The organism is Olsenella sp. CU969 (genome assembly GCF_905219715.1).
Classification (GTDB): Bacteria; Actinomycetota; Coriobacteriia; order Coriobacteriales; family Atopobiaceae; genus Granulimonas; species Granulimonas faecalis.
Genome location: NZ_CAJMXC010000025.1, coordinates 1 through 21,165, shown reverse-complemented (window position 1 = coordinate 21,165; position 21,165 = coordinate 1). Strand labels below are relative to the sequence as shown.

Annotated in this window: 21 protein-coding genes; all 21 read left to right on the top strand. The window is 71.3% G+C overall.

Going from position 1 to position 21,165, the window contains the following annotated elements; all coding sequences use genetic code 11:
• Window positions 1-153 precede the first annotated feature (153 nt).
• Entirely contained in the window at window positions 154-528 is a 375-nt protein-coding gene (locus tag JX283_RS04300; RefSeq protein ID WP_204406092.1) for a hypothetical protein, read from the top strand.
• 987 nt (window positions 529-1,515) lie between these two features.
• Window positions 1,516-1,776 (top strand): hypothetical protein, encoded by a 261-nt coding sequence (locus tag JX283_RS04295; RefSeq protein WP_204406091.1) that lies wholly within the window; start codon window positions 1,516-1,518, stop codon window positions 1,774-1,776.
• A complete protein-coding gene (locus JX283_RS04290) occupies window positions 1,769-2,026 on the top strand; it encodes a hypothetical protein (RefSeq protein WP_135977531.1) in 258 nt (85 codons plus the stop codon). Before JX283_RS04295 ends, JX283_RS04290 begins: the two co-directional genes overlap by 8 nt.
• Window positions 2,019-2,270, top strand: coding sequence for a hypothetical protein (locus tag JX283_RS04285; protein WP_204406090.1), 252 nt, complete (start codon window positions 2,019-2,021; stop codon window positions 2,268-2,270). Before JX283_RS04290 ends, JX283_RS04285 begins: the two co-directional genes overlap by 8 nt.
• Complete coding sequence (locus JX283_RS04280; RefSeq protein WP_204829489.1) at window positions 2,261-2,455, top strand: hypothetical protein; 195 nt, start codon at window positions 2,261-2,263, stop codon at window positions 2,453-2,455. Before JX283_RS04285 ends, JX283_RS04280 begins: the two co-directional genes overlap by 10 nt.
• The gene (locus JX283_RS04275) at window positions 2,448-2,684 is read left to right on the top strand and encodes a hypothetical protein (RefSeq protein ID WP_204406089.1); all 237 of its coding nucleotides are present in this window, start codon (window positions 2,448-2,450) and stop codon (window positions 2,682-2,684) included. The genes JX283_RS04280 and JX283_RS04275 overlap by 8 nt, the downstream gene beginning before the upstream one ends.
• A gap of 203 nt (window positions 2,685-2,887) precedes the next feature.
• Window positions 2,888-3,124: a hypothetical protein gene (locus JX283_RS04270; protein ID WP_204829488.1), complete on the top strand. Its 237-nt coding sequence runs from the start codon at window positions 2,888-2,890 to the stop codon at window positions 3,122-3,124.
• Window positions 3,121-3,465 carry a DUF3310 domain-containing protein gene (locus tag JX283_RS04265; RefSeq protein ID WP_204829487.1) on the top strand — a complete coding sequence of 115 codons (345 nt, stop codon included), beginning with the start codon at window positions 3,121-3,123 and terminating at the stop codon, window positions 3,463-3,465. Before JX283_RS04270 ends, JX283_RS04265 begins: the two co-directional genes overlap by 4 nt.
• 274 nt (window positions 3,466-3,739) lie before the next feature.
• On the top strand, window positions 3,740-3,943 hold the full coding sequence (locus JX283_RS04260) for a hypothetical protein (protein ID WP_204406084.1): 204 nt from the start codon (window positions 3,740-3,742) through the stop codon (window positions 3,941-3,943).
• Between the two features lie 1,005 nt (window positions 3,944-4,948).
• The gene (locus JX283_RS04255) at window positions 4,949-5,143 is read left to right on the top strand and encodes a hypothetical protein (RefSeq protein ID WP_204406082.1); all 195 of its coding nucleotides are present in this window, start codon (window positions 4,949-4,951) and stop codon (window positions 5,141-5,143) included.
• 816 nt (window positions 5,144-5,959) lie between these two features.
• Window positions 5,960-6,307 carry a hypothetical protein gene (locus JX283_RS04250; RefSeq protein WP_135977521.1) on the top strand — a complete coding sequence of 116 codons (348 nt, stop codon included), beginning with the start codon at window positions 5,960-5,962 and terminating at the stop codon, window positions 6,305-6,307.
• 1 nt (window position 6,308) lies between these two features.
• On the top strand, window positions 6,309-7,994 hold the full coding sequence (locus tag JX283_RS04245; RefSeq protein WP_204829486.1) for a terminase TerL endonuclease subunit: 1,686 nt from the start codon (window positions 6,309-6,311) through the stop codon (window positions 7,992-7,994).
• A 29-nt stretch (window positions 7,995-8,023) separates the two neighbouring features.
• Window positions 8,024-9,214, top strand: a complete 1,191-nt coding sequence (locus JX283_RS04240) for a phage portal protein (protein WP_204829485.1) — start codon at window positions 8,024-8,026, stop codon at window positions 9,212-9,214.
• Window positions 9,211-10,050, top strand: a complete 840-nt coding sequence (locus JX283_RS04235) for a head maturation protease, ClpP-related (RefSeq protein WP_204829484.1) — start codon at window positions 9,211-9,213, stop codon at window positions 10,048-10,050. The genes JX283_RS04240 and JX283_RS04235 overlap by 4 nt, the downstream gene beginning before the upstream one ends.
• A gap of 11 nt (window positions 10,051-10,061) precedes the next feature.
• Window positions 10,062-11,273 (top strand): phage major capsid protein, encoded by a 1,212-nt coding sequence (locus tag JX283_RS04230; protein WP_204829483.1) that lies wholly within the window; start codon window positions 10,062-10,064, stop codon window positions 11,271-11,273.
• Between the two features lie 922 nt (window positions 11,274-12,195).
• Window positions 12,196-12,591, top strand: a complete 396-nt coding sequence (locus JX283_RS04225; protein ID WP_135977514.1) for a hypothetical protein — start codon at window positions 12,196-12,198, stop codon at window positions 12,589-12,591.
• Complete coding sequence (locus tag JX283_RS04220) at window positions 12,588-12,935, top strand: hypothetical protein (protein WP_135977513.1); 348 nt, start codon at window positions 12,588-12,590, stop codon at window positions 12,933-12,935. Before JX283_RS04225 ends, JX283_RS04220 begins: the two co-directional genes overlap by 4 nt.
• A 33-nt stretch (window positions 12,936-12,968) precedes the next feature.
• Window positions 12,969-13,541 carry a major tail protein gene (locus JX283_RS04215; protein WP_204829482.1) on the top strand — a complete coding sequence of 191 codons (573 nt, stop codon included), beginning with the start codon at window positions 12,969-12,971 and terminating at the stop codon, window positions 13,539-13,541.
• 555 nt (window positions 13,542-14,096) lie between these two features.
• Window positions 14,097-14,270 (top strand): hypothetical protein, encoded by a 174-nt coding sequence (locus JX283_RS04210; protein WP_204406073.1) that lies wholly within the window; start codon window positions 14,097-14,099, stop codon window positions 14,268-14,270.
• 8 nt (window positions 14,271-14,278) lie between these two features.
• On the top strand, window positions 14,279-18,997 hold the full coding sequence (locus JX283_RS04205) for a phage tail tape measure protein (RefSeq protein WP_204829481.1): 4,719 nt from the start codon (window positions 14,279-14,281) through the stop codon (window positions 18,995-18,997).
• Between the two features lie 1,810 nt (window positions 18,998-20,807).
• Window positions 20,808-21,165: hypothetical protein (locus tag JX283_RS04200; RefSeq protein ID WP_204829480.1), on the top strand; the 358-nt coding region annotated here is incomplete at its 3' end.

Genomic DNA, 21,165 nt, shown 5'->3' with positions numbered 1-21,165 from the left:
TGACCGCGGCGGAGCTCGCGGCGATGCTGCCGGGGCGCACGGCCAAGGCGGTCAGGCGCATCCGGGAGCGCCACGGCAGGCGCGCCGCCGCCTACCTCGGCGTCGGGCGCTCCACCGTGGACCGGTGGCGGCGGGACGGAAGGAGGGGCGGCGATGGGTGACGCGGAGCGGCCGTGGGGCGCGGCCGACGTGGAGGCGATGGCCGACCTCGTGCTCGACGGCATCGGGGACGCCGGGCTCGTCGTGGTCCCGGCCGAGCTCTGGGGCGTGGGCCACGGCGGCGGGCGCGTGGCATGGCACCCGTCGGAGCCGGACGGCTTCGCCGGGGTGTGCGCCGTGGACGTGGGGCCGGTGAGGCTCCACATGGACGGACGGGCGAGGTACGCGCTCTCGGACGAGATCTGGTCACAGGGAGCCCCGCCGCCGGACATGACCCCGCCGCCGGTCGGCGTCAAGACGGCGAGGCGGAAGCTCGGGTGGATGACGGCTTTGAACGTGGAGACCCGGGCCGAGAAGGAGGAGAAATGAACCAAGGAACCATCGGCGGCTACNGGCCGCTCTACGAGGACGGCTCGCCCGTCCGCATCGGGGACACTGTGCAGGGGACCTTCGACCCGATGACGGTCGAGAGCGTCGAGGTGTATGCCACGACCACGACGGTCATCGGCGACTGCGACCACCTGCACCTCTCCCCCGGCGAGCGCGTGAGGCGCGTCGGCGACGCCCCGGAAGGCGTGCCGTGCCTGTGCAGGGACCCCGACGGCGGCGTGGGGACGGCGCACGTCACCCGCGACAACCGGAACTGGCACCTCATCATCGACGGCGTGCGGTACGGCGTGAGCACCCCCGCCCGCCGCGTCATCGCCGAGGCTCTGGACCTTACCACGAGCCGGCAGACGCTCCCACCCGGCATCGAGTGGCCCGTGGTGGACGGCGAGCCGGTGGTGCCCGGGGACGTGCTGTGGGACGCCGAGACGGTCCGGAGAATCAGGGTCGACCGCGTGGGCTTCGACCGGGACGGTACCGTCCTGGTCGCGGGGGACGGCGAGGAGATAAGGGCCGCCGGTATCGACGGCATCGCCTACCCCGCCGGGGCGGTCTCCCTCGACGGCCTCACCCGCACCGAGCCCGAGCCTGAGCCAGTGCTCGACCGCGACGGGGTGCTCATCGAGGTGGGCGACACGGTGTACAGAGACGACGGCTCCGCACATACCGTCAATCGCCTCCTGCGCGGCAAGAGGTTCAACGTACGGACCTTCAGCGAGACCGGCAACGTCTACGAGATTCGCGACGAGGACCTCACCCACCGGCGCCCCGAAAGCTGGGAGCGGCTGGCGGAGGACGCGCTGAAGGAGTTTCAAGACTACTGGTCGTGCCGGGACATCGAGTGCAGCGACTGCCCGTCTAAGGTCGACGGCGAGTACCCCTACCAGCGGTATGACACGGATGGCTGCAAAAGTGCGGAGGCCGNCGACATCGTTGCCCGCGCCNANGCCCTCTCGGGGGTGACGGACGATGAGTGAGCGAATCCGCATGAGCGACACCGGGCTCACCTGCACCTTCGACCCCGAAGAGTACGCCACCCGCTGGGACGAGGACGACGTGGAGCACGAGACCGACGACACCGACGAGGACTGTGGGTACTTCGTCTGCTCCAACTGCGGCATGGTGATGATGTACGGCGACGAGGGCTGGTTCGAGACCGAGCCCCCGTACAGGCCGTCGTTCAACTACTGCCCCCACTGCGGGGCGAGGGTGGCGACAGGCCATGAGTGAGCGCACCGCCCTGGTGGACGAGGAGCTGCCCGTCGACGGCATCGTGGACTTCGGCGTTCCCGGGATGGAGGCGGTGCCTCTGAACTGGTCCAATTGCATCGCCGTCGTCGACGACCCGAGTGTGTACCTCGACTACGGCTTGGGTGGTTTCATACAGGTGCCCGCGGTCATCGTGCCCGAGGGCACCGTCCGGGGCGGAGACCGCCTGCGTGTGACGGTGGAGCTGGTGAGAGGGGGCGCCGATGACTGACCTCACCGCCGAGGACCGCGCCGCCCTGCTGGCCGCGTCCATGGCCTGCGACCACGCGCGGGACGCTGCGTTTCGGGCGCACGAGAAGCTCTTGGACGTCGAGGCCAGGTGCGGCAGGCGCGCCAAGGACTACGCGGGCGATTATCTGACGCGTCGGCTGACCGACGCCCGGATAGACATGCTCGACATCAACGTCCTCATACATAAGGCGATAACGGACGGGGAGGACGTCAGATGGGAGTGAGCATCAAGCCCTGCCCCGCCTGTGGCGCCGCCAAGCCGTCCTTCGTCCGCCAACAGGGCCGCTACCCGGCCCGCGGGCAGATGGCCTGCCACGGATGCGGGGTGCGCGGGCCCCTGGCGTGGACGCTGGATGAGGCCCGCGACCGGTGGGACGGGATGCCGAGAGAGGAGCGAGACGATGGGTGACCGACTGAGGCCCTACGCGCTGGTCGTCCTCGACGAGTGCGACGAGCACGACGACGAGCGTGGGTGGTGCGTGGCCGAGTACGACTCCGGGGAGGAGCTGGACCGGTGGATGTACGTCGTCGGCAGGTGCGGGTACCGCACGGCCCACGAGACGTGGGACAGAGACCGTGACGGGCGCCCCACCGGCGCCACCGTGGTCATGGTCAGGGAGGGGGGAAGCGATGAGTGACGAGGAGCTGGCAGACGCCGNCGGCGACGTGGAGGAATTCGTCTACGGGCTCTGGCTGGAGCTCGGCGAGGTGCGCCGTGAGGCGCGCCGCGGCGGCCGGATAGGGCAGGNCAGGCTCTACGACATGGCGCTGAGCACCCGGTGGTTCGTGGCCGCGCGCCTGTGGTCCCTGGCCGACGGGATGGAGGGGGGGGGAAGCGATGATGGCTGCCAATGAGGCCCGCGCCGAGATGCGCGACATCGCGTCGGATATGTGCGCCGCCGGCATCCACCTGATGGACGGGGCGGCCCGATGCACCCGCAGGGGCGACGGGATGGACGCGGGCGTGGCCCGCTCCGTCATCGGCGAGACGCTGGACCGGCTGGACGCCCTGCGGGCCCGCCTGGCCGACCTCGGCGAGCGGGTCGCGGCGATGGAGGACGGAGGCGATGACCGATGAGCGTCACGTACCGGACCCTAGAGCTGCGCGGAGCGGAGCGCGCCGACGACGCCTACGACGACGTGACGCACCCGTCCCACTACTGCCACGGGGGCATGGAGGCCAAGGACGCGATGGCGGCGATGATGGCCGACGCCGACGTGCCGCCCATGGTGGCCTACTGGTGGGGGTGCGCGGCCAAGTACGTCTGGCGATGGCCGTACAAGGGCGCCACGCCCTCCGAGAGGGCACGGGACCTGCGCAAGGCAGTGGAGTGCCTGACCGAGTGCGAGCGGGCCTACACGGCCCACGTGGCGGCCCAGAGGGCCAAGGTGGCGGCGATGGTCGGGGAGGTGGACTGATGGCGGTGATAGAGCTGGGGGACGGCTGGCAGGCCCGGCCGCTCAAGGGGTTCCGGTGCTGGCAGCTCTACGAGCGGGTGGACACGGACCCGAAGACCGGCGACCCGCTGGACGAGCCTCGGTGGCGCGCCCTGGAGTGCTACCCGTCCACGCTGGCGCTGGCGGTGAGGTNCGCCGCCGNGCGCGGGCTNAAGGCGGCTCCCGGGNCCATGGCACTGGACGAGGCGGTGGGCAGGCTGGAGCGCTTTGCCGACTCGGTGCGGGAGGTGGACTGATGGTGGGCGAGTTCGAGGGGCGCCGCTGCCGCCTCTGCGGGGGCGGACGCTACGCCGTCTACACGGTGGTGCGCGAGTCGGCGTCGGCCGGCCTGCTCTACGAGGCCCGGGCCGTGTGCCGCTCCTGCGGCAACTCGGTATCCCGCGCCACGGACGCCGACGAGCGACGCGCCGTGGACCAGGTGCGCCGGGTGCTGTCGTGACCCGGTGCGACGCGGCCNTCGTGACGGCCTACCTCGCCGNCGTGGCCGTCCTGCTGTGGGCGGTGACGCGGCGCCGNTGACGGCTACGATGTTCACACGAGACGAAAGGCGGTGGTTGCGTGAGCGACGGCTTCCTCGNCGCGGCGGACGCCCGGGCGTGGTGGTCGACGGTGAGGGCGGCGTCCCAGGACCTCGCCCGCATGGAGAGGGCCGTGGGCAGGATGCGGGCCCGGGAGGGCGTCCGCGGTGCGCCCCTGTCCGGCACACGCGGCCCATCGGGGCCCCGAGACGCCACCCGCGCCACCGACGACCGCATGGACTACGAGGCCGCGTGTGCCCCGGCCATGGAGTCGGCGCGGTCCCTGCTGGGGACGGCGGACCGGCTCCTTTGGGGCGACGCCGGCGGCGGGGTGGCCGAGCTCCTCGGGGCCACGGAGGCCAGCGTGGTGCGCCTGCACAACGTGGACGCCCTGCCGTGGTCGGAGGTGGCCCGCTCCCTGTCCCTGTCCCCGTCCACGTGCCGCCAGATGGAGGGGGCCGCCATGGACCTCATGGACGCCCTCGGGCCGGGCCGGGTGCTGGACGGCAACGGGTGCGCCACGGAGCCGCTGCCGCTGGGAATCTGACAAAGAAATNTCGCCTTCTAACTTGCATTATATAGGCAATTCCTATATAGTATTTGGTGTGGGGCAGAGAGGAGGGAGGTGCAAGGAGATGCCCCCAACCCACCGGACCCGGATTGGAGGTGACCGATGAATTGGAGGCAGATGCTCTGGGACGTCCTGCTCGTGCTCTTGGCGTGGCGGCTGAGAAGGCGCGACTAGGACGAGCCTGAGGGGCGAGGGGCCGGGAGACCGGCCCCGAGCCTCGCCTCCAATCTAGCATGTCAGGCAACGGAGACGAAAGGAGGAGGGCGATGGCCGCATTCATAATCCGCAGCGTCGTCGTGTTCGGGGCGGCGTGGGCGTTCTTNNGCTTCTTNCNCCGCGGCGGGGGCCGGGCCTAATGGCCGCGACCGACGCCCAGAAGCGGGCGGACGCCAAGTACAAGCGCGCCAACGTGACGAACGTGACCGTCGGGTTCTATCCCGACGATGCGGACATCCTNGAGCTGGTGAGGTCCCAGCCGAGCCGCGCCGGATATATCAAGGACCTCATCCGCGCGGACCTCGAGCGTCGAAAGGCGTCGCCTGCGGGATGATGGGCCGAGACCGACGGCGAGACGCCGCTCCCCGGTGACGGGGGGCGGCTTTTTTCATGCGGGTGGACATAAGGAACGGAACCGACACCCCCCCGGGTAACCATAAAATTTTTCTCCAGAACGGGCGACCGGCGGCCCAGCCCCCAGATTCCGTCCCGAACGGCCTTTTTTTGTTTTCTTTTCGCCGTGGAACGGCCGGTAACGCGTGCGGAACGTGCCCGGGACGCACCCGGACCGCCGTCGTTCGGGCGGTCACCCCCCCCGGTGGGCCCCTCGGCGGGACCCGTGCGGCCCGGATGGCAGCCGCCGGCACCTTTCGGCACTTCTCGGCAACCCCCGGCACTCTCCGGCAGCCGCCGGCACCTTTTGGCAGGCCCGGGCGCCTAGTGTGGTAGCCGTGGACATCGACGCGCAGCTGGCGGCGGCCTTCTATCCCGACCCGCCCGACAGGGTGCCCCCCTACGACAGGGACCTCGCCTCCCGGCTCAGGGAGATGGGGAGGCGCACGGGGTGCTACCGAGACTTCTACCGGTCGCCCGCCTGGCGCNGGCTCCGCGCCGAGGTGCTCGCATCCATGCACGGCGAGTCCCTCGTGGAGCTGGCCGCATCGCCCGCGAGGTTCGTGAGGGCCGACACGGTCCACCACGTCCTCAGGGTGTCTCGCTGGCCCGGCTACGCCCTGCACCCGTGGGCACTGGACGAGGAGGGCCGCGTCGTCCGAAACCTCATCCCCCTGTCCCACGCCGCCCACGACGCCGTGCACGGCAGGGCGTTCGGCGGGGCGGTGAGGAATACCCCGCTGACCGAGGAATGGTGGTGACCGTGTCGCTCAAGCCGGAGCCCTGGGACGAGAAGCAGGTGGACGAGGTCGAGCGCCTCCTCAAGGCGTTCAACGGGCCCGAGGCGGTGGCCGCCGTCATGGACGTGCCGGAGTCCGCCCTCGACCGCCTGTGCGAGCGGGCCTTCGGGCTCGACTTCGCCCACGCCAAGGCGAAGTTCTCGGCCGTGGGCAAGGCCAACCTGCGCTCCACGCTCTACGAGCAGGCGGTGGACGGGAACGCCAAGGCGCTGGACATGCTCGCCAGGGAGCAGCTGGGCATGGACCCGGTGGGGCGCCGCAAGGCGCCGCAGCCCAAGCCCAAGGCGCCGCAGCTGGAGCTGTGAGGTGGCGGCCAGGCGCCGCTACTCCACCCACAGGCGCATCGACGTGCCGGAGATCTCCGGGTGGCTCCGCCTCGTGGAGTCCGGCGAGGTGCCGGCCTGCGAGNAGCAGCGGCTGCTCTGCGCCCACGTCCGCTCCGTGTTCGCGTCCGAGCGGCTGTGGGTGGACCGGGGGAGGCTCGCCGCCTACATGGGCTACGAGCGCTACTTCCCGTTCGACCTCGCCCCCGAGGAGAGGTTCCTCGTCGCCCTCTGGCTCTGCACCTACTCCGAGGACGGCATGCCGCGGTGGAGCGACCTGCTCGCCTACGTCGCCCGCGGGTGGGGCAAGACCGGCTTCGCAGGGTACTGCGCCTTCTGCCTGCTCTCGCCGGCCAACGGCATACCGAACTACGACGTGGACATCTGCGCCACCACGGAGCCGCAGGCCAAGATCGGCTACGACGACCTCTGGCGCCTCTTCGAGTCCGACCCCGACCTCTGGTCCCAGGGATTCGAGTGGAACCGCGTGGAGCTCTACTGCAGGTCCACGGGGTCTCGGTTCAAGTACTGGAGCGGCAACTCCAACTCAAAGGACGGNATGCGCTCCGGGGCCGTCTTNTTCGACGAGGTCCACGCCTACGAGAACTCCGACTCCATGGGGGTCTTCACCGGCGGCCTNGGCAAGAAGCCGGAGCCCCGGCGNCTCATGACCACCACCGACGGGTTCGTGCGCGAGGGACCGCTGGACGACCTCAAGGCCCGCGCCCAGGCGATACTGCGCGACGGCGAGTCGGACAACGGCCTGCTGCCGTTCATATGCAAGCTGGACGACATCGCCGACGCCGCGGATGAGGCCCTCTGGGTCAAGGCCAACCCGCGTCTGCGCACGTCGCCCAGCCTCATGGCCGAGTACCGCCGCGAGGTGGCCGAGTGGAGGGGCAACCCGGCCCGCCACCCCGAGGTGCCCACCAAACGCTTCAACCTCCCCGAGGAGCGGCGCGACCTCGCCGTCACCACGAGGGAGCGTCTCATGGCCGCGAGCCGCCNGGTGGACCCCGCGCGCCTGCGGGGCATGCAGTGCGTGGCCGGCATCGACTACGCCAAGACCACCGACATGGTGGGCGCGTGCCTCCTCTTCAAGGACGGCGACGAGCGCCTCGTGGTGCCCCACGCGTGGTGGTGCACCCGCTCCGCCGACGCCGGCAACGTCAAGGCGCCCCTGGAGGAGTGGGCGGCGAGGGGACTTCTGTCCATAGAGACCGGCGTGGAGGTGTCGCCCGACGAGGTGGCCGCGTGGATACGGGAGACGGCGGACGGCCTCGGGGCCGACCTCCGTTGCGTGGCCATCGACAGCTACCGCTTCACCCTCATGCGCAGGGCCCTCGAGTCCATCGGCATGGACCCCTCCGGCACCCGCGACGAGAAGCAGGTGTGGGAGACGCGCCCGAGCGACGTGATGAGGGTGCAGCCGGTCATAGAGTCGGCCTTCGCCAACCACCGGATCGCGTGGGGCGACAACCCCCTCATGCGGTGGGCGACCAACAACGCCACTCTCGTCCCCGCCCAGAACAACAACCTCACCTACGGGAAGGTGGAGCCGCACTCCCGCAAGACCGACCCGTTCATGGCCCTCGTCCACGCCATGTGCGTGGAGGGGCGCATCGAGGGGGCGCCCCCCGTGGACCTCATGGCCCCCGTCTTCTTCTGACCCCCACCGCACGGACAAAGGAGGGCCCCATGGGCTTCCGCACCACCGTGGCCGACTTCCTCGGCCGCGTCCTGTCCCCCGGCGTGACCGGCCCCGCGGTGGACTCCGGGGCCGCGGCCCCCGAGGATCTGCAGTCGTTCCGCTGGATGGAGGTGGCCCGCCGCGTCATGTGCGGCTACGTCACCGCGGCCATCCAGCGGTGCCCCGTGGTGGTCTACCGCGACGGCATGCGCGCCGAGGGTACCGACACCGGCTGGCTCTGGAACGTCACCCCCAACCCCAACCAGAGCCGCCCGGAGTTCGTGGCCGAGCTGCTGGACGACCTCTTGGTCTCCCGGGGCGAGGCCCTCGTGGTCCCCGTCCGGAGCGGCGGCGTCCACCGGCTCTACGTCGCCGACGGGTGGTGCGCGAAGCCCGTCCCCGGGGCGGCCACGGTCTACTCGGGCATCTCCATCGAGGGGTCCACCGAGATGGTCCCGTACCCCATGAGCGCCGACGAGGTCTACCACTTCGACATCCGCGGCGTCGGCGGCGGGTGGTCCCAGCTCATGGAGGCGTCATCGTCGCGCTACGACCGGCTGGCCGACGCGCTCGGCACCGCCGTGGAGGACCGCAACGCCCGCAGGTGGATCATGCACAGCGAGGCGCCCCTCACCGGCAGCGACCAGCAGGCCAAGGCGGTGAGGGACCAGGTCCAGTCCCAGCTCATGCCGTTCGTCAAGCACAACACCGGCGTGATGCCCCTGTTCAAGGGCCAGTCCCTCGAGCGGGCGTCGAACGACTCCGGGCGCCTGTCCGGCACGAGCGCCAAGGACGTGGCCAGCGTCCGGGCCGATATGTTCGCCCTCGTGGCGAGCACCTTCCGCATCCCCGCCGGGATGCTCGAGGGCAAGACCGCCGGCTTCGACGCCGACCTCACCAGCTTCCTCACCTTCGCCGTGGACCCCGTGGCCCGGCTCCTCTCCGACGAGATAACGCGCAAGCAGTGCAGCCGCCTGCGCTGGCGCCGGGGGGACCGGGTCGAGGTGGACACCCACCATGTGCGCCACGTGGACCTCTTCGAGGTCGCGGACAAGGTCGAGAAGCTGGTCGGCTCCTCCATCAACTCCCCCAACGAGATCCGTGGTTTCACGGGCCAGGACCCCATCGACGAGCCCTGGGCCGACGAATACCAGCGCACCAAGAACCACGAGGACGCGGGTGGAGGTGAAACGAAATGACCAACAAGCCAATGCAGCTCGTCCGCTCCGAGAAGGACGGAGCCGCAGACCTCTACATCTACGGCGACATCTACGAGGGAGCCCACGTGTGGAACGCCTTCACCGGCGTGGACTGCGGCACCGACTCTTTGGAGCTGGTGGACGCCCTCAACCAGTTGCCCGCCGAGGTGGGAGAGGTGAACGTCCACATCAACTCCTACGGCGGCGACGTGAGCGAGGGCGTGGCGATCTACACGGCCCTCCGCAACTGCGGGCGCACCGTCAACACCTACGTGGACGGCTTCGCGTGCTCCATCGCCTCCGTGGTCCTCATGGCCGGCGAGCGCCGCGTCATGGGACCGGCGTCGCTGGTGATGGTCCACGACCCGTGGATGAAGGCCACCGGCAACGCCGAGGAGCTGAGGAANGCCGCCGAGGACCTGGACGTCATCGGCCAGGCGAGCCGCGCTGCCTACATGGGCCGTGTGGCCATCTCCGCCGAGGAGCTGGACCGGCTCATGCGCGAGGAGACGTGGTTGGGCGCGGAGCAGGCCGTCGAGTACGGCTTCGCCACCGAGGTGGCGGCCGACCCCGACGAGGACCGCCCCTCACAGCACGTGCGCGACCGCATGGTGCGGATGCTGGCCGGTCCCGCCGACAAGGCCCCCGGGCAGCGAGTGGACATGGACGCCCTTGTGGGCGCCGTCCGCGCGGCGGTCCGCGAGGAGCTGGCAGAGCGCGAGGTGGGGGTGGAACCGGAACCCTCCGAGCCCCCCGCCCCCCAAGTGGACGAGGCCGCCGACGGGCGGCCCGTGACCGGCTACCGGCGACTCGCCGCAGCCCTCACCAGAGATTAAGGAGCACCAACATGATTCAGCTCGAGAACCACGCCAAGGAGTCGGTGAAGACCCTCGCCGCCGCCTTCGGCACCGACGACGCCGAGCAGGTGGAGCAGGCCCTCGCCGCCACCNTCGAGGACTACCGCAACGACATCGCCGAGGAGCTTGCCACCAAGTACCGCCAGGCCGCCGGCGACTCCGCCGCCCTCGCCGCGCGCGGCTTCCGCCAGCTCACCGCCGAGGAGACCCGCTACTACGAGCGCTTCATCGACGCCATGAAGTCGCCCAACCCCCGCCAGGCCTTCATCACCATGGCCGACTCCGACGACGCGGCCCTGCCCACCACCGTCATCGAGGACGTGCTTGGCAAGATCCGCACCGAGCACCCGCTCCTCGCCGCCGTGAAGATGGTGAACACCCAGACCATCACCAAGTGGGTCAAGGCCAAGCACCCCGAGCAGATGGCCTCGTGGGGCGAGCTGGACTCCGCCGTCACCAAGGAGATCACGGGGGCCTTCGAGGTCGTTGACCTCGGCCAGGGCAAGCTGTCCTGCTTCGCCGTGCTCNCCATCGACATGCTGGAGCTGGGCCCGACCTTCGTGGACGCCTACGTGCGCGAGGCCCTCGCCGAGGCCATGGCGCTGGCCCTCGAGAAGGGCGTCGTCGACGGCTCCGGCGTCAATGGCGAGCCCATCGGCATGATGCGCAAGGTCGCCGCCGGCGTGTCCGTCAGCACCGCCACCGGCTACCCGGCCAAGACCGTCGAGAAGGTCACGGACTTCGGCCCCGCCGCCTACGGAGCCCTGGTCGCCAAGCTGGTCAAGGACGAGGGGGGCCGCCTCAAGCCCGCCGGCGCCCTGTCCAGCCTGACCATGGTGTGCAACACCGTGGACTACCTCACCAAGGTCATGCCCGCCACGACCGTCCTCGCCACCAACGGCGGCTACGTCAACGGCCTGTTCCCGGTGCCCACCAAGGTCATCTGCTCCGAGGCCGTGCCCGAGGGCAAGGCGGTCCTCGGCCTGATGGACGAGTANGGCCTGTTCGTGGGAGGCAACCGCGGCCTCCAGTACTCCGACGAGTACAAGTTCCTAGAGGACCAGCGCACCTTCAAGATGGTCCAGTACGCCAACGGCAAGGCCGACGACGACACCTCCTTCGTCGTGCTCGACGTCTCCAAGCTCGACCCGGCGTACATCACCGTCAAGACCAAGGCCGGCGGCGCCTCCGCCGGCGCCTAGGGGACCGGATGGACGCCGACGCCCGGACCGACTCCCTCGAGGCGGTAAAGCGGAAGCTCAACGTCACGTGGGAGTCGGACGAGACCGACAANCGCCTGTACGACGTCGTCGAGACGGTGTCCGCCGTGCTGGGGATGCGGCTGGGCTACGGCCCCAGCCACACCTTCACCCGCGACGACGGGGAGGCGTGGGGGCTGTTCCTCAACGCCTGCCTGTACGAGTTCAGCGACGCGCTGGACGACTTCTGGGCCAACTACGCCGGGGACGTCATGGCGTGCCGCCTCGTGGTCACCTCCGCGGCCGAGGGGGAGGGGTGCGGCGATGCTGAGGCGTAAGGCCGAGGTCTTCGCCCCCACCGACGGCGTCCTATGGCTCTGCGAGGAGTCGGGCGAGCGCCTCTCGAGGGGCTTCGACTGGTCGGGCGCGGCGGGCCTCGTGCGCGGGGTCTGCCTGCCCTACCGGTCCATGATGCTGCGCTCCGACGACGTGGCCCTGGCCGCGTCAGAGGGCGACGCCTACACGGCCAAGGTCCGTGTGGCGGCACCTCCCGGGCTCTCCACCGTCTCCCTGGTGGAGATGGGCGGGGCAGCCTACGACCTCACCCGCTACGACGTGGAGGGCCGGTCGGCCTACCTCTACCTGACGGAGTCTGTGTCCGACGGCACCGTGGACCTGCTGTCGACGGCGGTCTCCTACGACCGGCTCGGCCAGGCGGTCCGTACCGAGACCNCCGTCACGGTGACCGCGCGCTCCGTGTCCCTGTCCGGGGACGGTTCCGCCCCGGCGCTCAAGGCCCGGGTCCGCGCCGTCGATTGGACGGGGGAGACCCGGCTGCGCAGGGCCGGCACCGTCTACACGGTCACCGGCTCCGCGTCCGACGGCCGGTGGGTGGACCTCGAGTGCTCGGAGGAGGCGAAGGACCGTGGCTGACCTCTCCGTCCCCGTGGACGGCCTGACCGCCGGCATCCTGCGGATGGCCACGGCCACCGTGAAGGCCGACGAGGAGGCCGTGGTCAGGAACGTCACCCGGGCCGGGCGCAAGGCCGCCGGGCTCCTGCGCTCCGGGGCCACCTGCTCCGGCGGCCGCCCCGCGGCCCTCACCGGCGGCTACCGCGCCGGCTGGAGGTCCAAGACCGAGCGTCGCGGGTCGGGAACCACGGTCTGCACCGTCTACAACGCCAGGAAGCCGGGGCTCACGCACCTGCTCGAGATGGGCCACGCGAAGTTCGTCTACGGCAGGCCCACGGGCGGCCGCGTGCCCGGCTACAAGCACATCGAGCCCGCCTACGAGCGGGCGAAGGGGGAGATGCTGCCGTGACGGGGACGCCACCCACCTACGCCGACCTCTGCGACGCCGTGGCGTCTTGCGGCCTGCCCTACGCGAGGGTCGCCTGGGACGGGGACGACCCCTCGTCCATCCCGCCGCTGCCCCACGTGCTGCTCGTGCCCGACGAGACCGCGGACGTGGTGGCCGACGCCTCGGGACTGTGCCCCGTGACGCTCTACACCGTGGAGCTCTACGAGCGGGGGAGCTCGCTGGCCGTCGAGGCGTCGCTCGAGTCCGCCCTCGCCGACGCCGGCTTCACCTACACACGCCGCCTCGGCGACGTGGGCTCCGGGGTCGTTGAGATGGCCTACCACCTCGCGGTCCTCGGGCGATGAACCAAGAACACAAACCGAAGAAAGGGAGCACCAATGGCTGACTCCAAGGTCCGCTTCGGCCTCAGCGCCGCCTACTACGCCGTCCTCAAGGACGACGGCACCTACGACACGCCCGTCCGCATGGTGGGCGCCCAGTCCATCGACGTGTCCAACTNNGGCTCCGACTCGGACTCGCTCTACGGCGACGACATCGTGATGTACACCGCAAACAACGGCTCCTCGGGCAAGACCCTCGAGGTCCAGTTCTCCAAGATCGGCCGCGACTTCCTCAAGAACGTGTGCGGCATGACCGAGGACCCGGAAACCGGCATCGTCTCCGAGTCCCCCGACGACACCGGCCGCAGCTTCGCCTTCGGCTTCCAGACCACCGGCGACGCCGGCGGCATGCGCACCTGGGTCCTCGAGAACACCGCCACGGTGCCGGTCCACAGCCCCGGCACCAACACCGACAGCCTCACCGAGGACCCGGACAGCGCCACGTTCACCTCGAAACCCCACGAATGCGCCGACGGCAAGCGCCGCCTGTCGTGCTTCTGCGAGGCGGGCGACGCAGGCTACGCCGACTTCTTCGCGAGGGTCCCGTTCCAGGTCGCTGCGGCCGAGTAAGGATCCCGCCAGGGGCGTCCCCGCATCCGGGGGCGCCCCGCCACCCCTAGAGAGGAGACGCCGTGGCCGACACCGGGACCATGGACGACACCAACCGCGCCACCGTGACCGTGGGCGGCGTGGAGTACGAGGTGGAGGCGTCCAACGCCGCCATGCTCGTCTACGCCAAGGAGTTCCGCGACAAGGCGGAGAGGCCCTACACGGGCAACCTCATCGTGGACGCCGGGCTCGACATCTCGCGCGCGGCCGACCTCGGCACCTGCGTCGCGTGGTGCGACATCCCCCACGTGGCCGGCGNCATCTNGGCCATGGCCCGGGCGGCCNGGTCCACCAAGGACACGTGGAGGGCCTTCGACCGGAGGCTCCAGTCGGCCCCCGCCAACATCTACGAGCCGGCGGACGCCGAGGGCCTCTTCGTCGGGGAGTTCGGCGAGCGGACCTTTTTTCGGGTCCCCGCGGGACACCGCGACGCTGGGCTCGCCGACGCGGAGCCGGAGGTCCAAGGGGCCTAGCCCGGGGACCGCCGAGGCCGAGGCGTGGCCGGTCCACGCCCAGGTGCTCAGCCTCATGGGCTGCGGCTTCTCCTACTCCGAGGCCTTGCGCATGAGCCCCATCGACACTAGGCGATACATCCACATCAACCAAGCCTGGGCCGTGCCGCCCGAGGACCGCCTGCAGGGCTCGGTTCTCGGGACGGCCGACGACCTCAGGGCGGCATTCGGGGGGTGACGGCCCGCATGGCAGACGAGTACAAGGGCCTGACCATCCAGTTCAAGGGCGACACCACGGGGCTCCGCGCCGCCCTCCAGCAGATACAGGGCCAGTCGCGCAAGGCCGAGCGCGAGATGCGCGCCATCGGCAGGGCGCTCGCCATCGACCCCAAGAGCGGCGCCCTGCTCGCCGAGAACCTCAAGAGCGCCACCCGGGCCGCCGAGCAGGCCGCGGACAAGGTGGAGGCCCTGAAGGCCGGCCTCGAGTCCNCCGACGGCCCCGAGGCCGTGGACAGGCTCAACCGCGAGCTGGACGTGGCCGAGGCCTACGCCAAGCGCGCCCGGGAGCAGCTCGTGGCCGCCAGCGAGGCGGCGAGCGACCTCGGCCGGGCCGAGGCCTCCATCCGCGCGTGGGGCCAGTCGCTCAGAGACGCCGGCGAGAGGGTCTCCGCCATGGGCGAGCGCATCAAGGCCGTGGGCGCCACGGTCCGCGGGGTGGGGGAGAGGCTCACCGCCGCCGTCACCCTGCCCGTGGCCGCGGCCGCCGGCGCCTCGGTCAAGGCCGCCGTGGGCATCGACTCCGCGTGGTACGGCGTGCGCAAGACCGTGGACGCCACCGAGGACGAGCTGCTCGCCCTCAAGGATGGGGCCATCGAGCTCTCCAAGGTCCAGCCGGTGCCCGCCGAGACCATCCTCAACATCGAGGAGCTCGGCGGCCAGCTCGGCATCTCCACGGCGAACCTCGAGGAGTTCGCGCAGGTCATCTCCGGCCTCGACATCGCCACCAACATGGACGCCGAGACCGCCGCCACNGNGNTGGCGAGGTTCATGAACATCACCGGCGCGTCGCAAGGCACCGTGTCCAACCTNGCGTCCGCCGTCGTGGACCTTGGCAACCACTTCGCCACCACCGAGAGCGACATCGTGTNCATGGCCGGCAGGCTCGCCTCGGCGGCCCACCAGGCCGGCATGACCGACGCCGACATCCTCGGCCTGTCCACGGCCCTGTCCTCCCTCGGCATGGAGGCGGAGGCCGGCGGCACGGCCGTGAGCCNCGTCATCAACGGCATCAACTCCTCGGTGGCCACGGGCTCGGAGTCCCTCGCGGACTACGCGAAGGTGGCCGGCATGAGCGCAGGCGAGTTCGCCGCCGCGTGGCGCGACGACGCGGCGCGGGCCTTCGAGGTCTTCCTCGAGGGCGTGGCCCGGGCCGGCGAGGAGGCGGGGGCCACCCAAGTGGTCCTCGACGAGCTCGGCATCACCGAGATCCGCACCTCCGACGCCATGCGCCGCTTCGCCGGCAACACGGGCCTCGTGAGCGACGCCCTGTCCCGGGCGTCCTCGGCCTACGCCGAGAACACGGCGCTGGCCGAGGAGGTCGGCAACCGCAACGAGAGCCTCGCGTCGAAGTTCGAGGTGCTCAGAAACCGACTCGTGGCCGTCATGGAGGACATCGGCGCCCCCATCGCCGACGCCCTGCTCGCCGCGCTGGACGCCGCCGAGCCGCTCTTCAGGGCCGTCGAGGAGGGCGCCCAGCGCTTCGCCGACATGTCCACGGAGGAGCAGCGGGCCGTCATCCAGACCGCGGCCATGGCCGCCGCCGTGGGCCCGCTNACGGGGCTGNTCGGCTCCGTGGTCGNCGGGGTGGGCTCGCTCGTGGGCGGCTTCGGCAAGCTGGTATCCGGNATCGGCGGAGCCGCCGACAGGGCAGCGGACGNCACCGGCTTCATCAAGACCTTCACCGGCGCCCTCACGGCAACGAACCCGCAGCTCGTCAAGGGCTACCGGGAGTCCGGGAAGCTCGCGGCCAAGCTCGGCCTCATGGGCAACGCCGCCGCCGAGTCCAAGGGGGGCNTGGCCGCGCTCAAGGCCGCGGTCAAGGGCGTCGGGTCCACGGCCAAGGCCGTGGCCGACGGCGGCCTCCAGCTCCTCGGCCTCGGCTTCAAGGCCGTGGGTCCCCTGGCCCTCGGCGCCGTGGCCGCCGCCGGCATCGCCATGGTCGTCGGCGAGCTCGTCGAGGCCGACCGCCACAGCCGCCTCGTGGCCCAGGCCCAGGGCGAGCTCGCCGCGGCGGTGGACGGGGCCGTGGCCAAGATGGACGATGAGTCCGGCTCCGTGGAGGAGCTCGGGCGCCGCTCCGCCACGACCCGCGGCGAACTGGACCAGCTCTGGCAGGACCACCTCAAGCTCTCCGACTCCATAAAGGAGGTCAATCTCTCCGCCCAGCGCCAGAAGACCGACCTCTACGGGGCGTGGGGCGCCATCGAGGAGCTCGCCAACAGGAGCGGCCTCGGCGCCGAGGACCAGCAGCGCCTCAAGGACGCCGTGGACCGGGTCAACGAGGCCTGCGGCACCCAGTACAGCGTGGTCGACGCCGCCAACGGCAAGATCGCCGACCAGAGCGGCGTCATCCAGGACAGCACCGAGGCCATCAAGGACAACATCGACCAGCGGCTCAAGCAGATAGAGCTGGAGCAGTACGAGTCCCAGGTCTCCTCGCTCAACGAGCAGAAGGCCAAGGACATCGAGGCCTACACCAAGGCCCAGAAGGACCTCAACGACGAGATCGAGCGCTGGAAAGAGTTCACGGGGTTCACCGGGGAGGCCTGGGACAGGTTCTTCGAGAACTGGAGGAACTGGGACGGCAAGGCGTACTACGACGCCCTGACCGAGACCGGAGACGCCCTCAGGTCCACCAACTCCGCCCTCGAGACCGCCGAGGAAAACTTCCGCGCGGTGCAGGAGGCCTCCGGAGGGCTCGCCGAGGGCTACGAGGCGGCGGTGTACTCCATCGGCGACCTGGCCACGGCCTGCACGGCGTCCGGGGTGTCCATCCGCGACATATCCCGGGCGCTGGAGGACGCCGGGGCCGACACCGAGAGGCTCGCGGCCCTCACCCCCCAGCAGCTCTCCGAGGTGGCGGCCGCCTACGACGGGACCACGGCCTCCATCGTCGGCAAGCTCGAGGAGTTCGGGGTGGACTGCCTGTCTGCGGGCGAGGCCGCGGCCAACGAGTGGCGCCGCGGGCTCTCCGACGGGGCCCGCGGGGCCGTGGACGCGGCGGTGGAGGCCACCGGCCAGACGCTGGAGGCCTTCAGGGAGGCCACGGGGAGGTACGGCATCGAGGGCGACGCNGCGGTGCAGGCCTACGCCGGCGCCCTCTCCGAGGGGGCGGCCGAGGCCGAGGCCGCCGCCGTGGCCGTNAGCGGCAAGGCCCTGGGGCGGATACGCTCCGAGGCAGGCGAGTTCGCCGTCTGCGGCCAGGCGTCCATCGACGCCTACGTGGCGGCCATCGCCGAGGGCCAGCCCGAGGACGTGGCCCGTCGGAAGGCGCTGCTCGCCGCCGACGCCCTGCGCGTCCCCGGAGAGGCCGGGGCCTGCGGGTCGACGTTCATAAGGGCCTACATCGAGGCGTTGAACGCCGGGGACCCCGCCGACGCCGCGAGGGCCAAGGCCCTGGAGGCCGTAGGCGGCCTCAAGCAGGCCGGAGACTACGCCACGCCCGAGGGCCGCGCCTTCATCGACGCCTACGTCGCCGCCATCGAGTCCGGCTCCACGCTGGAGGCCGCGGCCGAGGCGGCGCGGCAGGCGGTGGAGGGGCTGGGCTCCGGCGAGGGGGCGGCCGCCGAGAAGGGCACCACCACCAAGGCGGCCTTCAACAAGGCCGTCTCCGCCGACGACGGTTCCGTGGCGGCGGCCTTCGCCTCCATCGGGGCCCAGATAGAGGACCAGCACCCGTTCCTCGACGCCGCTGCCCGGAATGTGGGCACCAGGGTCACGACGTCCCTGGGCAGCGCCGTGATCGACGGCTCCNGCACCGTGGTGTCGGCCACCGGCCAGCTGGCCCCCCTCGTGGGGCAGTCGCTGGACTCCCTGACCCTCACGTCGTCGGCGAAGGGTTCCGAGGCCGTGGCGGCGCTCGCCGGGTCCATCTCCACCGGGGGGCCGACGGTGGGCTCCGCGGCCGCGGGACTGGACACCGCCGCCATGGCGGGGGTAGCGGGGCTGCCGGCCAAGATGGGCTCCACGGGCTCCGACGGCTGGTCCAGGCTCGCCGNCGGGCTCGGCTCGGGGGCCGGCGCCGTGTCTGCGAGCTCGTCCCAGCTCGCCGGGTCGGCCGAGGGGCCTGTCTCCCCGCTCCCCGCGGAGCTCGGCGGCTACGGCTCCGACGGCTCGTCGATGTTCGCGTCGGGGCTCGTGTCCGGCAAGCGGGCCGCGTCCATCAACGCAGGGGTCATGGCGGCGCAGGCGCAGCTGATGAACCAGCACGCGTCGAGCGCCTTCGGGTGGGGCTCCGGCATGTCGGNCAANTTNGCCGCCGGCATCCGAGCCGGCGTGGGGGCCGCCCTGTCGNCGGCACGGGCCGTGGCGTCGGCCGTGGCTGGCGTGCTCCACCACACCACCCCCGACGAGGGTCCCATGGAGGACGACGACGTCTGGGGCCTGCACTTCGCGCGGAACTTCGCCGAGGGCATCGAGGCCGGGGTCCCCGAGGTCCGCAGGGCGGCGCTGGCCATGGCGGGGGCCGCCGTGGTGGAGCCGCCGTCCTACGGCGGGCTCTGGGAGGGGGCGAGGCTGTCGGCCGCCGTGGCCTCCGCGGCGGGCGGGCGCGACGGGGCCGTGCTCGCCCCGCGCGTCGAGATCGTCCAGTCCAACAAGGTGGTGCGGTCGGGGAGCGACCTCGACAGCGCCATGCAGGTCATCAACCGCTCCATGCTGAGCGCCGCCAGGGAGGTGTTCCGCTGATGGGCACGACCATGGACATCGTCGGCGACGGGTTCTCCGTCCACGTCCTCGGCAGGCCCGGGCCGTCCGGCGAACCCTGTTTGGCCCTCATGCACGACTACATCGAGGGGTGGTACTCCACGCCGGACCTCAAGGTGGAGAGCCACGCCAGGCAGACCGGCGACGGCNACTTCCAGACTCCGTCCGACCGGGTGCTCTACGAGAGCCGCACGGTCACCGCCCACATCCTCGCCTACGGCAGGAACAGGGACGAGGTGGTGGGGTGGGCCACGAGGCTCAACCGCACGGCGGGCGGCCTCGTGACCGTCACCGTCCACGACGGCGGGGCGTCCACGTGGGCCCGGGGCTACTGCNAGCTCAACTTCGANGCGGCCCACTACGAGGANGCCATGCCCGGNACCCTCACCGTGGTCTGCGACGACCCGAGGCGCTACGGCACGGCCGTCCGCCAGGGCTACGCGTCGACCAGCCCCGAGGGCCTCGGCGGCCTCGTGTGGTCCGCCGACGCGCCGAGGGGCCTCGCCTTCCCCCTCGGCTTCGGCGACGTGGCGAGGTCCCACTCCGTCTGCACCGTCCTCAACGGGGGCACGGCCACGGCCTACCCCGTCATAACCTTCGGCGGCGGCAACCCGGCGGACCTGCGCATCGCCGACCCGTCCGGGCGGCAGCTCCGCTATCAGGGGCCCAACGAGGCCCCCGTCGTCTTCGACTGCCTCTCCCGCACGGCGGCGTGCTTCGGCGTGGACCGCACCCGATACGTCTCGGCGCGGGGGTGGCCCGAGGTGCCGCCGGGCGGCTCCCTGACACTGAGCGTCATGAACTCCGGCGGCGGCTACATCGAGGTCGCCTGCCGCGACACCTACATCTAGGAGGCAGCCCATGGCAACCAACGTGGCATTCGGCATCGCCAACGACGGCGCGGACGGCACGAGCCCCCTGGCCCTGCGCAAGTGCCTGTCCGCCATNTGGCAGTCCGACGGCATCATAGAGGGCCTCGCCTGCAAGGGGACCGGCGCCCAGTCCTACCACGTCGCCGCCGGGGTGGCCGTGTGCAGCCGCAACGCCAACCGCGGCGACGGGGCCTGCTGGGCGCCGTGGGACGGCGGCAGCACCCCCGCGGTGGCGGCGAACAACACCGGCCACCCGCGCATCGACACGGTGTGGATCCGCGCGCGCGCCAAGCAGCAGGGCGACGCCACGAACCACGTCGAGCTGGGGGTCACCCAGGGCACGCCGTCCGCGTCCCCCGTGGCGCCNNCGGCCCCCACCTACGCCACGGTCCTGGCCCACATGCTGCTCCCCGCCGGGGCGACGTCCACCGCCGGGGCCACGTCCCAGAACGTGAGCCGGTTCTACGCCGTCCCCTACGGCTCGTCCCTCGGGGTGCTGGTGGACAAGACCTACACGGCCCAGAACGAGTTCCTCAAGCGCTACACCGAGAAGCCCGTGGCCACCGCCACGTTCTCCCTGCCCACGGCCCGCGTGCTCTCCATCGGGCTCACGGCGTCCGTCCAGGCGTCCGGGTGCGCCAGCGACCTGTACTGGGCCGGGTCCGGCTACGTCCAGTGGTACCTGGACAACGCGAAGGTGAGGACCTACCGCTTCGACTGCAACCCATACTCCCCGAGCTCCTTCTACTTCGAGGACNAGCNCGTGGTGCCCGCCGGGACCCACACCGTNAAGATGAGCGTCTGGGGGTCCACCACCAAGCCCGCCTCGGATCTCTACCTTTGCTACGGCGGGAACGACTCCTGGCCCGGCCAGCGCCTCCTGGTGACGGACCTGGGCGTGGCCGCGAGGGGGTAGGCCCATGTGGCAGTGCTTCACCTTCGACACGGTGAGCGGGCTCCTGCGCAAGCCCCTGGACGTGCCCGCCCTCTCGTGGCGCGTGACGGTGGCCGACTGCTCGCTCTCGACCACCCGCGGCACGGACGTGGGCGAGGGGGAGGGCTCCGGCCTCCGGGTGCCGTGGTCCGCGCTCCAGGGCGCGGACGCGGCGTCGCGGGACTTCGAGCTCGCGCCCCTGCGCCGCGGCGTCGTCCTCATGCTCGACGGCGCCCCCGTGGTGGCCGGGGCCATCGGGGGCAGGGTCGACACGTGGCTGGACACCAGCTTCTCGCTCCGGTCCCCCATGGACCTTCTGGAGCAGCGCGTCGTCTGCCCGGAGG

Coding starts and splice junctions, on each gene's coding strand:
- JX283_RS04240 (WP_204829485.1), top strand. CDS start 8,024: ATGGGCTTCCGCACCACCGTGGCCGACTTCCTCGGCCGCGTCCTGTCC.
- JX283_RS04280 (WP_204829489.1), top strand. CDS start 2,261: ATGGGAGTGAGCATCAAGCCCTGCCCCGCCTGTGGCGCCGCCAAGCCG.
- JX283_RS04265 (WP_204829487.1), top strand. CDS start 3,121: ATGAGCGTCACGTACCGGACCCTAGAGCTGCGCGGAGCGGAGCGCGCC.
- JX283_RS04270 (WP_204829488.1), top strand. CDS start 2,888: ATGGCTGCCAATGAGGCCCGCGCCGAGATGCGCGACATCGCGTCGGAT.
- JX283_RS04260 (WP_204406084.1), top strand. CDS start 3,740: ATGGTGGGCGAGTTCGAGGGGCGCCGCTGCCGCCTCTGCGGGGGCGGA.
- JX283_RS04290 (WP_135977531.1), top strand. CDS start 1,769: ATGAGTGAGCGCACCGCCCTGGTGGACGAGGAGCTGCCCGTCGACGGC.
- JX283_RS04275 (WP_204406089.1), top strand. CDS start 2,448: ATGGGTGACCGACTGAGGCCCTACGCGCTGGTCGTCCTCGACGAGTGC.
- JX283_RS04295 (WP_204406091.1), top strand. CDS start 1,516: ATGAGTGAGCGAATCCGCATGAGCGACACCGGGCTCACCTGCACCTTC.
- JX283_RS04285 (WP_204406090.1), top strand. CDS start 2,019: ATGACTGACCTCACCGCCGAGGACCGCGCCGCCCTGCTGGCCGCGTCC.
- JX283_RS04300 (WP_204406092.1), top strand. CDS start 154: ATGGGTGACGCGGAGCGGCCGTGGGGCGCGGCCGACGTGGAGGCGATG.